Origin of the sequence: Lishizhenia sp. (assembly GCF_033720595.1) — a bacterium.
In the GTDB taxonomy this organism is placed as follows: domain Bacteria; phylum Bacteroidota; class Bacteroidia; order Flavobacteriales_D; family Crocinitomicaceae; genus Lishizhenia.
Genome location: NZ_JAWWCF010000004.1, coordinates 1 through 14,805 on the forward strand (window position 1 = coordinate 1; position 14,805 = coordinate 14,805).

Sequence of the window (14,805 nt, forward strand, 5' to 3'; positions counted from 1 at the left end):
AATCTTATGAAGTAATCTATACCTTGCTATTCCATCGATTCTATATTAGTCGGTAGCTTTGAATTATCTCCAATCTACTTATAGTTGTTTAGTTTTTGGAAATCGTTTTTGGTCTCTAGGAGAAAAGATGAACGATTAGAATAAGGGAGAGGCAGAGGTAGATGAAGTAGTTGAAAAATTCCAAGTGAGTATATTAACCTATGCTAAGGCTTTCACCGGTATAAGACAAACAAACTGTCAAAATATAAGGCACAAAAAAAGCCCGGTTAATTGCTTAACCGGGCTTTTCAAAAATTAAATATTATGAAACTTTTACGTTAACTGCATTCAATCCTTTTTTTCCTTCTGTTAATTCGAATTCAACTTCGTCACCTTCTCTAATCTCATCGATTAATCCTGATACGTGTACGAAATACTCTTGTTTCGAATCGTTTTCAACGATAAAACCAAATCCTTTAGTTTCGTTGAAAAATTTTACTGTTCCTTTTTGCATTATAAATTGTATTAAAGGACAAAGGTAGTGTAAATTTAATGCCTAATACTATTTTAAAGTTTTATTTTAGAATTAATTCCTTGTAAATCAAAAGTTTTCTTCTTAAAAGCTTACTATCACTAGGTTTAGCTCTGAAATTAATTTTGTGATTTAAAAGTCCTCCAAGTGCATATAGCTCTAAAACCGATGTAATTTGTAGCTTTTTTAGAAGAATTTACGATTTCACCTTGTGGTTTTCTCCAATTATTCCCCACAATTGTATTAGGTTTTGAAGTCCATTCAGAAAGTTTATCCGCAAAATCTACTCCTTTTGGATTTGGATGTAAGGGTATTGCTCTTAAAGAATCGAAGTAACAAGGGATCTTAGGGAGACTATCTGTATAAACATTGTAAGACGAACTTATGTCTAAGTACTGTTCAGGTGTTGGTAAACTATAAACAGGGTATTGCATATAGCGTTTGTGAGGGGCTGTATTTTGGTACTCTCCGGCAAAGTACTTTTCTATAGTGAAAATACTTTCAGGTGTGGTGTCGTTATTAAACTCTATTACTTTTCTTTTGACTAAGAAATACTGCATTACACGATCGCTTCTCCACTTTAAATAATCTTCGGCCTGTTGTTGAGAAATCCCTATAACCGGGTAATCCCTGTAAGCAGGGTGGTTTGCGTAATGTTTTCTGAGCTGAAGTAAACAAATGAATTCTTCTCCCCAAACATCACTGTTGGGTATTGCAGCTTTGTATTTTTCACTTTCTTTACCGTACACACGCTCCAACCAAGTAGTGTATTCTAACCAATCGAAATTCGTAGTGACGGTTTCATCACAGTAGAAGTTATCACTCACTTCAAATGTACCGGGAGGAGTAATCGTTGTTTTTTTAGGCCATAAAAAAGCACTACTTCCAAAGAGTAATGCTGTTATACTTAGTAATAGTGTAATCTTTGTTCTCATATCACAAGTATAAGTAAAATGAGATTGAAAGTTACATGTCTTTTATTTCGTTTAGCCATTCTAGCATTAGGGTTAAACTTTCCGTTGAATACCCTCCTTCTAAATCCCAGTATTCATCTAAAGTACATGTAGTACATTTTTGCATGAGGTGATTGTGATCCGCAAGAACTTTTATTTGAGTTTGCGCCTGTTGTTTTTCTTTCAAGTCTTTCTCTAAACTCAATTTGTTCAATTCAGCGGGTACTTGAATATCTTTCTCTCCAAAAATATAAAACGCTGGTTTATTTAAATTTTGAGTGATGTCAGAAACATTCATTCGAGCGAAATGTGAGATCCATGGAGAAGTGAATTGAGCCATTGCTGCATCTAACATGATTTGTGCTTGTTCACCCGTAACCCCATTATCTTTAATTTGTTGAGCAATTAAACTTTGAAGTTGCGCATCAATACTGTCTTTGTTTTCTGGAGATCTCTTATACACAAGTTCTATTTGTTGCGCATATAGGGAGTCATAGGCTTTTAATGCTGCTTCATTCATTCCTTGGGATTGAGCTGTTAAGTGCGCTTGAGCTTTGAGCAGTTCTTTAGGAGCTGCAGTAACTCCTGCTAAAGAAATGAAAGCTTTTACCTGAGGGTGGGGTTGTGCTACCATTGGAGCAATGATTCCACCTTCACTGTGTCCTATAAGTATAATTTGATTTTTATTGAGCGAAGGAAGTGTTGCGATGTGATCAACAACCGCACTAACATCTTTTGCGAAATCTGTGGTAGTAGAAGTGCTGAAGTTTCCTGTAGATTTACCTGTTCCTCTTTCATCGAAACGTACTACTGCCCAACCATTTTTTGTAAAGTAGTTGGCTAATTCTAGAAACAGATCATGACCAAATACCGTAGAGTTTCTGTCTTGTGGACCAGAACCTGAAATTAGCACAACCACGGGGAAATTATCTCCAGAAAGAGGGGTGTCAACTTCACCTGAAATTAAGTGTGACTGTAAATCTATGTTAAAGGATGTCGCTTTAAAATTGTGTGTTTGCACTTCAGCAATAACCTGATTGTTGATTCTATAAAAAGTTATCGGAATGTTCATTCCACCTTGACTGAAGATTCCTTGTAGCGTGTCTTCATGAAGCTTTGTTAAAGGTAGTTCTAATCCCATAGCCCCCGATTGAACTACAAGTTGTTGGTTTTCCTTTAAAGAAGCATCAACAGGTATATCCTTAGCTCCTTGTTTGGGAGAATCCATGGTAACCTGGTAACTGTTATCAGTATTAACTATGTGCAATATAATGGGAAGTCTCTGCCCCATAACGTTTAATTCTCCTTCCCAATCTCCTTTGAAATTTTGAGCGAAAGTGGACAAGGAGAGAAAGAGAATTGCTAGTGATAAAAGTGTTCTCATAGAAGTAGTTTTTGTACAATTTACAACTTAGAATAAAAGTGAGTTGTGGAATTGGTATTAAAGGTAGAACTGGTTTATAGGGCATAAAAAAAGCCCTCTCAATGGAGGGCTTTCTTATGGGGTCATTTTATTTTAAAAATGAATATTTTTCGCTGTAGAACAACATTTGTTCAATGAAGTCCTGGTTGTATTCCACTTTAATATTGATGATATTTCCATCTGCATCTTTTACGGGAGAAAGTACAGGGTTAACAAAACCTTGGTACGGAGGAAGGTCTAGGACTTTCACTCTTTCCAATACTTCTTTGTGAATTTCTTGGTTCACTTTAACTCCATATGTTTCTACCAAATTCTTTCCAGCTTCGTAGTCACCTTCAGATTTGATACGTTGGATTTCCTTTAATAACTCTCCAAATAATTCTCTTAGCTTGTCGTAATCATTAATGTTAAAGTAAGTTTTTCCATCTTTAACCACACGCTCAATTACATTGTCTGCAGCTCCTTTTTCCATTGCCCATGAAGCCACTAATTGACGGTTTTGCATGTGCTCTTCCTCGATGTCATCTCCTAATTCCAAACGCATCAATTGTGTCATTAATCCGTTTCTAATGTAGTTATCGTATTCTGCAACACCTACGTCTAAAGATTCGATTAAACCAAGCTCCATTAATTTAGGATCCATAATGTAGTACAAACCAACTAAGTCAGCTCTAGCTTCTTCTAATGTTGAAGCATAGTTCTTTAAGGTTTCAGCGGGTTGACCAACACCTTTGTTGATTTGTCCAGAAGCATGACCTACCACTTCGTGTAGGGCCGTGTGCATTTTACCGGCAAGTTTAGAATGAGCTTTCGCCAATTCTACCTCTTTCTCGTCGTGTGCGAATTCTTCTAATAAACCACTTCCTTTGGACTCGTTGTAAGCCGCAATAAGATTTCCTAAACTCACAGATTTAGAACCGTGTTGTTCTCTAATCCAGTTGTTGTTCGGCAAGTTTACTCCAATAGGTGTTGACGGAGAAGCATCTCCAGCCTCACTTGCAACCTGAACTACTTTATAAGAAACTCCTTTAACACTTTTCTTTTTGTGATCCTCCATGATAGGAGAGTTATCTTCGAACCATTGTACGTTATTGGCTACAACCTTCATACGCTCAGAAGCGTCAAAATCTGTAATCTGCACGATAGATTCAAAGCTTGCTCTTTTACCTAAAGCATCTCCATATACTTCAATAAATCCATTGATGTAATCTATATCTCCAGCTGTAGACTTCGCCCAAAGAATGTTGTATTCATCCCACGTTTCTAAGTCTCCAGACTGGTAGTATTCAATTAATTTTTCAAGTGCTGCTTTTTGATCTTCGTTTTCTGCTACCGTTACAGCTTGCTCTAACCAGTAAATGATTTGTTGAATTGCTTCGGCATACATTCCTTCAGCAGAATATACCTTTTCTACTAACTCACCATTTTCAAGAACCAGTTTTGAATTCAATCCTAATTCTACAGGCGTAGAATCTTGTTCAGCTGATTTCTTTGCGTAGAATTCTTCCACCATTGCTTGTGTTACTCCTTCACCATAAAAGTTATTGGCAGAGGCTACAATCATGTCAACGTTAGAATTTTTGTTCTTACGTTTCATTCCTACCTTGTCACTAAACATCAATTCCAACGCTTCCGGACTCATTTCTGAGCCAACAGACTGCATTACATCCGTGAAATATGCTTGCTCAAATGCTGGCATCATCTTTTGCATTCCGTAGTGGTGGTGTACACCATTAGCGAAGTAAAAGCGCTTAGCATATAATTCTAGATTTAACCAATCGGCATGTTCTCTATCACCTTTGTAATTGGCTAAAATATTATCTAACGCTGCTCTAATTTCAAGGTTGTGTTCGTTGTTTTGATCGTAGATGATATCTCTACCAGACAAACCAGCTTGTGCCAGGAAGTAAACCAATTTCTTTTGGTTTACACTTAAATTATCGAAATCATTGATTTTATAGCGCAATACTTGAATGTCTGCGAATCTATCTACTACCATTTCCAAATCATCCGGATTCGGGTTAATGGCCAAATCAATGGTGTCTTTTACATTTACTTCCTGTGGTGTTTCGGTTGCGTTTTGTTGATTACAAGCACTTGTACCCAAGGCTGCCAACATAATTCCTACACCAAAAATGTGTTTTCTATTCATGTCAATATAATTAGCGGTCTAAATATAGACATTGCATTTTAGATAAACAGAACCACAGGTGTAGAATAATCACCGGTTAATTATTCGCCGGCTTTTTTCATTTTTTCTAGTTCAAACATTTCATCTCTCAAGCGTGCAGCCTCTATAAAGTCAAGATCCTTAGCAGCTTTTTCCATACGCTTACGGGTAGCAGTAATTGTTTTCTCAAGTTGTTCTTGCGACATCATTTGAATTACAGGATCGGCAACAATCGTACTTTTACCTTCTTGTTTGTAGGTATAGGTTTCTTCTTCCTCTCTAATGTTTGTTTGTTTAAGAATCTCTTCGTGCGATTTTCTAATTTGGGTAGGAGTGATGCCATGCTCCTCATTGTATTGTTCCTGAATAAGCCTTCTTCTTGCTGTTTCGTCTATGGTCTTTTGCATGGAGTCTGTAATCTTATCTCCGTACATGATTACCATTCCGTTGACGTTTCTGGCTGCTCTACCAACCGTCTGTACTAAAGATCTCTCATCGCGCAAGAAACCTTCCTTGTCTGCATCAATAATTGCCACCAAACTCACCTCAGGTAAATCTAATCCTTCACGCAATAAGTTTACTCCAATCAATACATCATATTCTCCCAAACGCAGTAGACGCAGAATTTCTACACGTTTAAGTGTATCAACATCACTGTGTATGTATTCACAGCTTATTCCTAATTTTTGCAAATATTTTTGAAGTTCCTCGGCCATACGCTTAGTCAGCGTAGTAACTAAAGTTCTTTCATCTCTTTCGATGCGTATGTTGATTTCCTCCATGAGGTCATCTATTTGATTCAGACTAGGTCTTACCTCTATAATAGGGTCTAATAATCCTGTAGGACGAATAACCTGTTCTACCACAATTCCGTTGGATTGTTCCAATTCAAAATCTGCCGGTGTGGCGGATACGTAAATTGTTTGACTTTGCATGCTCAGAAATTCCTCGAATTTTAAAGGACGGTTATCCATAGCTGCTTGTAAACGGAATCCATAATCAACCAAGTTTACTTTTCGAGATCTGTCACCTCCATACATCGCTCTAATTTGAGGAACGGTAACGTGACTCTCATCGATGAGCATCATCATGTCGTCCGGGAAGTAATCTAACAAACAGAAGGGCCTTGATCCAGGTTCACGCTTATCAAAGTAACGCGAATAGTTTTCAATACCAGAACAGTAACCTAATTCGCGTATCATTTCTAAATCAAAATTCACACGTTCATCGAGGCGGTTTGCTTCTGTGATTTTTCCTTCTCGTTTAAAAGCTTCCACCTGTTTTACCATATCCTCTTGGATTTCGTGTATGGCTCCTCTTGTTGTGTCTGGAGAACTTACAAAGATATTTGCTGGGTAAATATTGATTTCTTCAAACTCTTCTAGCGTTGTATTACTCAAGGGGTCAATAGAAGTGATTTTTTCAATTTCATCTCCCCAAAACTCTATACGCAAAGCATAGTCGGCATACGCCAAGTAGATATCTACCACATCTCCTTTTACTCTAAAATTTCCACGGTCAAACTCTTCGGTTGTTCTAGAGTATAGGTTTTCTACCAATTTAAATAAGAACTTATTTCTACTAATAACGTCCCCCACCTTTACATACATGATGCTTTTTGAGAATTCCTCTGGATTTCCCATACCATAAATACAAGAAATGGAAGAAACTACTATGACATCCTTTCTCCCTGATAGGAGGGCGGAAGTTGCAGAGAGTCGAAGCTTTTCAATTTCGTCATTGATGGCTAAATCTTTCTCAATGAAAGTATCTGTAACCGGCAAATACGCTTCAGGTTGGTAGTAGTCATAATACGAAACAAAATATTCTACGGCGTTATTCGGAAAAAACTGTTTGAACTCTCCATAAAGTTGTGCTGCCAAGGTTTTGTTGTGAGAAAGTATGAGCGTTGGTTTATTGGTTTCAGCAATAACATTGGCCATGGTAAATGTTTTACCAGAACCTGTTACCCCCAAAAGGGTTTGATGCATTTCACCATTGTTAATTCCTTTAACTAAACTTTCTATCGCCTGCGGCTGATCGCCTGTGGGTTGGTATTCTGAAACGAGTTTGAAATTCATGTAGATTTTGCTTCTAATTTTAGGCCTATCGGCTGTACAAATTTAAGTAGAATAAATGAGGAATTAAGGGAGTGTTTAAGGCTCTGTCAGCCAAAGGATATTCTTTGAGAAAAGCGTACTTTAAGCTAAAGCCGATATAAGGTTCAAAGAATTAGAAATCTTAAGTTTTCTTAAGGAATGTAAAAGAATTTCCTTTTAACACTACTTAACATGAAAATCTTCTATTTTTGTCAACGATGAAAAATAAAATATTGTCAAGAACCACTGTATTAATGTTGTCGTTGGTCTTGCTTTCTTGTTCTGATTATGGACAGATTGTGAAGGGAGATAATTACGAGGCAAAATTACTAAAGGCAGAAACTTTATACGAAAAAGAATCTTATCCACGTGCGCTTACTTTGTACGAGCAAGTTTATCAACGTTATCCAAGAACAGAGGATGGACAGTTGGCTTACTACAAAATGGGGATGACCTATTACAAAATGCGTGACTTCATCATGGCGGGGTATTACTTAAACAACTTCGTGACGCGTTTTCCTTACAGTGCAAGGGCAGAGGAGTGCCTGTTTTTAAGTGCAATGTGCTCTGTTAAATTATCTCCTGATGCATCGTTGGATCAAGAGGATACGGAGATTGCAATCAATGATTTACAAACTTTTATCGATAGATATCCAGAAAGTAATTTAGTAGACTCATGTAATACGTTAATGGATGGTTTGCGTTTTAAGTTAGAAAAGAAGGATTATGAGGCAGTTATTCTTTACCACAATATGGAGAATTACAAAGCCGCAAAAACTTCTGCAACTATTTTCATGGAGAACTTTCCTCAAAGTACGTTTAATGAAGAGGTAGCTTACCTCAGAATTTATAACGCTTTTACCCTTGCAACGAAAAGTATTTTCACCAAGAAAAAAGCTAGGTTTCAGGAAGTAATTAAGTTTTGTGATTTGTTTGAAGCTAAGTATGAGGGTTCTAGCTATGCGAAAAAAGTAAATAAGATGAAAGAAAACTCGAAGGAAGAACTTCTGAAAGTTTCTGAAACTTATCAGTTTAGAGAGCTATTGGCAACCTATCAATTGTCCGAAACCAACTCGAAAGCTAAAAAAATCATATATCTTAAAGAAACTATAGAAAAACATCGTAACTTTGTAGCCGAATTTCCTGATTCTGAATTTTTGAAACGTGCAAACGATATCAAAGATAAAGCGGAGAAGGATTTGCAAAAATTACAGTAAAGTAAAAACTATTATGAGCTTTAAAAATAGTACTGCAGAACGTACAACGATAACAAGAAATACAAGTGAATTAGAGGAAGCTACAGGAAACTTGTACGAAACAATTATCATGTTAGCAAGACGTTCTAACCAAATTAATGTAGAATTAAAAGAGGAGTTAACACGTAAGTTACAGGAGTTTGCTTCTTCTACTGATAATTTAGAAGAGATCTTTGAAAACAGAGAGCAAATCGAAATTTCTAAGTTCTACGAAAAGTTACCGAAGCCGGTAGCTATGGCTATGAAAGAATTGGCCGAAGGCAAGATATACCAACGTAAATTAGAAGAGTAAAACTACCATGTTACAAGGAAAAAAAATAGTCCTTGGTATAACAGGTGGTATTGCAGCATATAAAATTGCGTCTTTAATAAGGTTATTAATAAAAAACGGGGCAGAAGTCAAATGTATAATGACTTCTGCCTCTGTTGATTTTATAACTCCGTTAACCGTTGCTACACTATCAAAAAATCCTGTTTCCATAGATTTTTGGAACAAGGAGAATGGCGAATGGACCAACCACGTTGATTTAGGAATGTGGGGGGATCTCATGCTTATTGCACCACTTACAGCAAATACACTTTTTAAAATAGCAAATGGTTGTTGCGACAACCTGTTAACTGCCACTTATCTTTCAGCAAAATGTCCTGTAATGGTAGCTCCTGCAATGGATTTGGACATGTATGCTCATCCGAGTTCAACACGAAATTTAGCTCAAATTCAAAAAGACGGAGTACAGGTGATTCCTGCACAGTCTGGAGAATTGGCCAGTGGTTTGGTGGGACAAGGTAGAATGACAGAACCCGAAGATATTTTTAAAGAGGTAAAACGCTTTTTTACGGATGCCGAAAAATTGGCAGGTAAGCGTTTTGTGGTTACAGCTGGACCAACCTACGAGGCGATAGATCCTGTAAGGTTTATCGGAAACCATTCTTCAGGAAAAATGGGAGTAGCTATAGCAAAAGCTTTGTTGAGTTTAGGAGCTCATGTAGATTTGATTCTAGGACCTTCCAAACAAGAAATCCATCACGAGAGGTTGAACCGTGTTGATGTGAAGTCGGCAGAAGAAATGTTGGCGGCAGTGCAAGCGGTGTATGAAAAAGTAGATGGGGGAGTGTTTGCTGCTGCGGTAGCGGACTACCGTCCAAAAACACAAGCCAAGCAAAAAATAAAAAAGAAGGCAGATAATTTAACCATAGAATTGGTGAAGAATCCAGATGTGTTAGCTTGGGCAGGAGCCAATAAAAAACAACAGTTTTTAGTTGGATTTGCTCTGGAAACCAATAATGCACTGGAGCATGGAAAAGGAAAATTAGAGCGTAAAAATTTAGACGCAATAATTATCAATACCTTGGAAGATAAAGGTGCTGGTTTTGGAGGGGACACGAATAAAATAACCTTGTTAGAAAAAGACAATAATTTTCATAATTTTGAGTTGAAGAGTAAAGACGATGTTGCCTATGACATTGTGAATTTTATTGCAAATAAATTATGACCAAATATTTAAGCATACTCGCCTTCGTAATCTTTTCTATTACGGCGAAAGCACAAGAATTAGATTGTCAAGTTTCTATTGGTGTAAAACCTGGATTAGATGTAACCTCTGTTGAACAAGAAATTTTCAAAGAGCTAAAGCTGACCATATATGAATTCATGAATACTACGGTTTGGACCACGGATGAATTCGAGGTAGAGGAGAGAATAAGTTGTCAGTTACAAATTACGATTAACGCAATTCCATCACCAGGTAATTACGCGGCAAGTTTGCAAATACAATCAACACGTCCAGTATTGAACAGTACATACAATACCACGTTATTTTCATTTTTGGACAACGATTTTAATTTTAAGTACTCGAGAAATGCAATTATTTCCTATTCTCCTAATGAGTATAAGAATGAGCTGACTTCAATTTTGGCGTATTATGCCAATATCATTTTAGGCTATGATTACGACTCTTTTTCTTTAAAGGGCGGTCAAAAATATTTTGAGCAAGCACAAACTATAGTAATTCAGGCGGCCTCATACCGTGGTGCAGGTTGGGTTTCGGAAGATAGGGATAGAAGTAATAGATATTTCCTTATCGATTACATCTTGCAACCCAAGTTTGAACCTTTGCGCGAAATGTATTACGATTATCACAGAAAAGGTTTAGATAAGATGTATACCAACGCTACCAAAGCGCGTGAAACGTGTTTAAATGCGTTGAAGAAAATGGAAGCGGTACACCGAATTAGACCAGGATCGTTAAACGTTGTGATTTTTGCGAAGATGAAATTGTCTGAAGTAAAAGGAATGTTTACCGATGCTGAAAACGCCGAGAAAACTGAAGTGGTGAACTTGTTGAAACGAGTGGACCCTGCGAATTCAAACAAATATCAAGAAATTCTTTCTGAATAATGCTTAAAAAACTTACGGTTCAAAACTTTGCACTTATAGAAAATGCGCAATTAGATTTTGAGCAAGGGTTTACAGTGATCACTGGAGAAACAGGGTCAGGTAAATCTATATTATTAGGAGCGCTTTCTCTTATTCTGGGAGAAAGAGCAAATTATGCAGTAATTAGAAATCAAGAAAAAAAGACCATAGTAGAGGCTGTTTTTGATATTAAAAATTACGGTTTACCTGCTTTTTTTGAAACACAAGATTTAGACTTTTTTGAAGAAACAATCATCCGCAGAGAAATTAGCGCGAACGGTAAGTCACGCGCATTTGTGAATGATAGTCCTGTACAGTTGAGTGTTTTAAAACAACTCTCTGAGCAGTTAATTTACATCAATAGTCAACACCATACCTTAGCACTTCGCGAGTCTGCTTTTCAGTTAGACTTGTTGGATACTTTGGCTGGTACCTTGACAAAACGTGAAACATACAGAGCAAAGTTTAAAGCTTGGAAACAAGGGCAAAAAGAATTGTCTGAAAAGAAAGAGGCTTTAGCGCAACATCTTCAAAATGCAGATTTCGTTCGTTTTCAGTTAGAGGAACTGGAAGCACTAGATTTGGATAATGTAGATTTTGAAGCTTTTCAAACTGAACTCAATAGAGCAGAAAATGCGGGTGACTTAGGAGCTAGTTTTTCGGGAATAGATGAGCAACTTTCTGGAGAAGGTGGTGTGCTTGAGCATCTAAGAGCCTTACACCGAAGAATAAGCGGTATGAACTTAAACGATGAAGCCTTAGATGCTTTGTTGGAGCGCATTAAAACAACGGAAATAGAGTTAGATGATATTGCCCAAGAAGCAGGAAGTGAATTGTCTAAAGTTGAAGTAGATCCGCAATTGATTGACGAGTTAACCGAAAAGGTAAACGCTTACAATAGTCAATTGAAAAAACACAATGTTTTAGACCAATCTGCCTTAATAGAAGTAAAAAATGAATTGCAGAGTAAAGACACCGATGTTTTAGATTTACAAGAAGAGATAGATGCTTTGATTTTAGATTTAAATGCACAAGAAGAGCAATTGATGAAAGAAGCGCAGGAATTGAGTTCTTCTCGAACTAAAAAATCTAAAGGAATTGCAAAAGAAATAGTGAGTTTGTTACAAGAAGTAAAGTTAGCGGATTCACAACTAGTTTTTGATATCACTTCAGGGAACTTAACAGAAAGTGGGCAAGATAAATTGACCATCAAATTTACTCCCAATAAAGGTATGGATGTTCAGCCTATAGAGAAGGCTGCATCAGGTGGAGAATTAAGTAGATTATTCTTATGTATTCAATCTTTACTTTCTAAAAAGAAGAGTTTACCTACTTTGATATTTGATGAAATAGATACCGGAGTTTCTGGGGAGGTAGCTGATAGAATTGGTAAATTATTAAAAGCTATGGGAGAGAGCATGCAATTATTTGCGATTACTCACTTACCGCAAGTAGCCTCTAAAGGTGAGCATCACATAAAAGTGGCTAAAGAGAATAGAAAGAATGAGACTTTTACGACGCTAGATGTGTTAAACAAAGAGGAGAGAGTTGTGGAAGTTGCTAAGTTAATGAGTGGTTCAGAAGTGAATGATGCAGCGTTGGCAAACGCAGAAAAGTTAATGCAATAATCATGGATAGAAAATTAATAAGTATAGGTTTAGGGATCTTAACCTTGGCCATTTTGTTAGGTGCCTTTGCAGCACATGGATTAGAAAGCTTGGACGTTGCGGCAGATAAAATTAGATCTTTTGAAACGGGTGTACGCTATTTATTTTATACAAGCTTTGGTTTGATGCTATTAAGCGTACTTATGCAACGTTTTGACTTTGAGATAAAAACGCAGTATCGACAAATTTTGTGGGGTACTGTTTTGTTTTCACTCTCTATCTTTTTACTGGTGCTGATACCAGCATTAGGAGGGGATAAACCTAAGTTTTTAGGTCCCGTTACTCCACTTGGTGGAGTGTTAATGATACTTGGTTGGGGCGGTATTTTTGTCAAATATGTCCGCACCAAGTAATTAAATGTTAAAAAAAACAGAGATTGTTAAATAATGTATGGTTTATCCACAATTTGACCTTACAAAATGTGAAAAATGTTGTCTACGATAACAGACGGCCAAACGATATTAATGTATCTTTGCATTTATAAACACAAAGCGAAAGCTTCAAAAACAGTTTTATGAACGAATTCGGTAAGAGAGGTAAAAATGCCAATTTGAAAGATTCTATCGGTTTAGAGAACCTAGGAAATGTATTCTGGAACCTAACACCTGCAGAGCTTGTAGAAGATACAATCCTAAACGGTCAGGGGGTATTAACAGATACTGGTGCATTAGCAATTGAAACAGGAAAGTTTACAGGAAGATCTCCTAAAGACAGATTTGTTGTATGTGATGAGAACACTGAAAACACAGTATGGTGGGGAGATATCAACATCAAGTTTTCTCCTGAGAAGTTTGATGCACTTTACAATCGCATGAAGTCTTACCTTATTGGTAAGGACATGTATGTGAGAGATGCTTATGCTTGTGCGGATGATAATCACCGTTTGAACATTCGAGTTACTACAGAATTTCCATGGTCTAACATGTTTGCATACAACATGTTCTTAAGACCAACAGATGAAGAAGTCCAAGAATTTGATGCAGAGTGGAACATCGTATGTGCACCTGGTTTCTTGGCTGATCCAGAGATTGATGGGACAAGACAATCTAACTTTGCAGTTATCAACTTTACTAAAAAGATGATAATTATTGGTGGTACAGGATACACAGGAGAGATCAAAAAAGGAATCTTCTCTGTATTGAACTACGTATTGCCGCATGAGAAAGACGTTCTTTCTATGCACTGTTCTGCGAACATTGGTAAAGACGGAGATACAGCAGTATTCTTTGGTTTATCAGGAACAGGTAAAACAACTTTATCTTCAGATCCAAACAGAAGATTGATTGGAGATGATGAGCACGGTTGGGCTGATGGTACAGTATTCAACTTCGAAGGAGGATGTTACGCGAAAACTATCGACTTATCTGCTGAGAAAGAGCCACAAATTTACGACGCCATTAAGTTTGGAGCGATTTTAGAAAACATTGGGTTTGTAGATGGAACATCTACTCCAGATTACACAGATGATAGCATTACGCAAAACACGCGTGTATCTTACCCAATTCACCACATTGATAACATTGCTACTCCTTCAGTAGGAACTACACCAAAGAATATTTTCTTCTTAACGTGTGATGCCTTTGGAGTATTGCCTCCGATCTCTAAGTTAGATAGCGGACAAGCAATGTACCACTTCATTTCAGGATACACTGCAAAGGTAGCTGGAACTGAAGCTGGAATTACAGAGCCACAAACTGCATTCTCTGCATGTTTCGGAGCTCCATTCTTACCATTACACCCAACGAAATACGCGGAGATGTTAGGTAAGAAAATGAACGAAAACAACGTTAAAGTTTGGTTAATCAACACTGGATGGTCTGGTGGTGCTTACGGTACAGGAGAGCGTTTAAGCTTGAAATACACAAGAGCAATGATTACATCTGCTTTAGAAGGAAAATTAGATAACGTAGAGTACACGAAACACGAAATCTTTGGATTAGAAATGCCAAATACTTGTGAGAATGTACCTGCTGAAATCTTAAACCCTAAGAATACTTGGGAAGATAAAGCTGGATACGATGCTAAAGCTAGTGAGTTAGCTGATGCGTTCGTAAACAACTTTAAGAAGTTTGAAGAGCACGCTAATGAAGAAATTTTAGCTGCAGCGCCTAAAGCTTTAGTTTAAGATTCTATCATTGAATTTGAAAAGGGATGAACTTCGGTTTGTCCCTTTTTTTGTTTCCAACAGGGGGTGGAATGACAGCTTTGTTTTTTAGGGATTTTAGTTGAACAAACCTATGGTGCACGACTTTAGAAGTGCGATATAGGTGCACTGAAACTAATGCCTAAAAAGCAAACTATAATGGAAAA

General features: G+C 37.1%; 12 protein-coding genes. 7 read left to right on the forward strand and 5 right to left on the reverse strand.

Annotated features, from left to right (window positions below; genetic code table 11):
* Nucleotides 1-301: 301 nt before the first annotated feature.
* The 5 genes from R3333_RS00605 to uvrB all read right to left on the reverse strand — a co-directional run bounded on the left by R3333_RS00605 (nt 302) and on the right by uvrB (nt 7,138).
* Nucleotides 302-493 carry a cold shock domain-containing protein gene (locus R3333_RS00605; RefSeq protein WP_318956634.1) on the reverse strand — a complete coding sequence of 64 codons (192 nt, stop codon included), beginning with the start codon at nt 491-493 and terminating at the stop codon, nt 302-304.
* 137 nt (nt 494-630) lie between these two features.
* On the reverse strand, nt 631-1,446 hold the full coding sequence (locus R3333_RS00610; RefSeq protein WP_318956635.1) for a hypothetical protein: 816 nt from the start codon (nt 1,444-1,446) through the stop codon (nt 631-633).
* A 31-nt stretch (nt 1,447-1,477) separates the two neighbouring features.
* Complete coding sequence (locus R3333_RS00615) at nt 1,478-2,848, reverse strand: alpha/beta hydrolase family protein (protein WP_318956636.1); 1,371 nt, start codon at nt 2,846-2,848, stop codon at nt 1,478-1,480.
* Between the two features lie 127 nt (nt 2,849-2,975).
* The gene (locus R3333_RS00620) at nt 2,976-5,039 is read right to left on the reverse strand and encodes a dipeptidyl-peptidase 3 family protein (RefSeq protein WP_318956637.1); all 2,064 of its coding nucleotides are present in this window, start codon (nt 5,037-5,039) and stop codon (nt 2,976-2,978) included.
* 80 nt (nt 5,040-5,119) lie between these two features.
* Nucleotides 5,120-7,138 (reverse strand): excinuclease ABC subunit UvrB, encoded by a 2,019-nt coding sequence (gene uvrB, locus R3333_RS00625; RefSeq protein WP_318956638.1) that lies wholly within the window; start codon nt 7,136-7,138, stop codon nt 5,120-5,122.
* 236 nt (nt 7,139-7,374) lie between these two features.
* On the opposite strand from uvrB, the gene R3333_RS00630 reads away from it, so the two are divergent.
* The 7 genes from R3333_RS00630 to pckA all read left to right on the forward strand — a co-directional run bounded on the left by R3333_RS00630 (nt 7,375) and on the right by pckA (nt 14,620).
* A complete protein-coding gene (locus R3333_RS00630) occupies nt 7,375-8,373 on the forward strand; it encodes an outer membrane protein assembly factor BamD (RefSeq protein WP_318956639.1) in 999 nt (332 codons plus the stop codon).
* Nucleotides 8,374-8,386: 13 nt separating this feature from the next.
* Nucleotides 8,387-8,704: a DNA-directed RNA polymerase subunit omega gene (locus R3333_RS00635; protein ID WP_318956640.1), complete on the forward strand. Its 318-nt coding sequence runs from the start codon at nt 8,387-8,389 to the stop codon at nt 8,702-8,704.
* A gap of 7 nt (nt 8,705-8,711) precedes the next feature.
* Nucleotides 8,712-9,905, forward strand: coding sequence for a bifunctional phosphopantothenoylcysteine decarboxylase/phosphopantothenate--cysteine ligase CoaBC (coaBC, locus tag R3333_RS00640; RefSeq protein ID WP_318956641.1), 1,194 nt, complete (start codon nt 8,712-8,714; stop codon nt 9,903-9,905).
* The gene (locus tag R3333_RS00645) at nt 9,902-10,810 is read left to right on the forward strand and encodes a DUF4835 family protein (RefSeq protein WP_318956642.1); all 909 of its coding nucleotides are present in this window, start codon (nt 9,902-9,904) and stop codon (nt 10,808-10,810) included. Before coaBC ends, R3333_RS00645 begins: the two co-directional genes overlap by 4 nt.
* Nucleotides 10,810-12,456, forward strand: a complete 1,647-nt coding sequence (recN, locus tag R3333_RS00650; protein ID WP_318956643.1) for a DNA repair protein RecN — start codon at nt 10,810-10,812, stop codon at nt 12,454-12,456. Before R3333_RS00645 ends, recN begins: the two co-directional genes overlap by 1 nt.
* A 2-nt stretch (nt 12,457-12,458) precedes the next feature.
* Entirely contained in the window at nt 12,459-12,848 is a 390-nt protein-coding gene (locus tag R3333_RS00655) for a DUF423 domain-containing protein (protein ID WP_318956644.1), read from the forward strand.
* Between the two features lie 161 nt (nt 12,849-13,009).
* Nucleotides 13,010-14,620, forward strand: coding sequence for a phosphoenolpyruvate carboxykinase (ATP) (pckA, locus tag R3333_RS00660; protein WP_318956645.1), 1,611 nt, complete (start codon nt 13,010-13,012; stop codon nt 14,618-14,620).
* Nucleotides 14,621-14,805 lie beyond the last annotated feature (185 nt).

What these genes read in the sequence shown, in the direction of transcription:
- R3333_RS00615 (WP_318956636.1), bottom strand. Translation starts at nt 2,848, where the DNA reads ATGAGAACACTTTTATCACTAGCAATTCTCTTTCTCTCCTTGTCCACT.
- R3333_RS00605 (WP_318956634.1), bottom strand. Translation starts at nt 493, where the DNA reads ATGCAAAAAGGAACAGTAAAATTTTTCAACGAAACTAAAGGATTTGGT.
- R3333_RS00635 (WP_318956640.1), top strand. Translation starts at nt 8,387, where the DNA reads ATGAGCTTTAAAAATAGTACTGCAGAACGTACAACGATAACAAGAAAT.
- recN (WP_318956643.1), top strand. Translation starts at nt 10,810, where the DNA reads ATGCTTAAAAAACTTACGGTTCAAAACTTTGCACTTATAGAAAATGCG.
- R3333_RS00610 (WP_318956635.1), bottom strand. Translation starts at nt 1,446, where the DNA reads ATGAGAACAAAGATTACACTATTACTAAGTATAACAGCATTACTCTTT.
- uvrB (WP_318956638.1), bottom strand. Translation starts at nt 7,138, where the DNA reads ATGAATTTCAAACTCGTTTCAGAATACCAACCCACAGGCGATCAGCCG.
- coaBC (WP_318956641.1), top strand. Translation starts at nt 8,712, where the DNA reads ATGTTACAAGGAAAAAAAATAGTCCTTGGTATAACAGGTGGTATTGCA.
- pckA (WP_318956645.1), top strand. Translation starts at nt 13,010, where the DNA reads ATGAACGAATTCGGTAAGAGAGGTAAAAATGCCAATTTGAAAGATTCT.
- R3333_RS00645 (WP_318956642.1), top strand. Translation starts at nt 9,902, where the DNA reads ATGACCAAATATTTAAGCATACTCGCCTTCGTAATCTTTTCTATTACG.
- R3333_RS00630 (WP_318956639.1), top strand. Translation starts at nt 7,375, where the DNA reads ATGAAAAATAAAATATTGTCAAGAACCACTGTATTAATGTTGTCGTTG.
- R3333_RS00655 (WP_318956644.1), top strand. Translation starts at nt 12,459, where the DNA reads ATGGATAGAAAATTAATAAGTATAGGTTTAGGGATCTTAACCTTGGCC.
- R3333_RS00620 (WP_318956637.1), bottom strand. Translation starts at nt 5,039, where the DNA reads ATGAATAGAAAACACATTTTTGGTGTAGGAATTATGTTGGCAGCCTTG.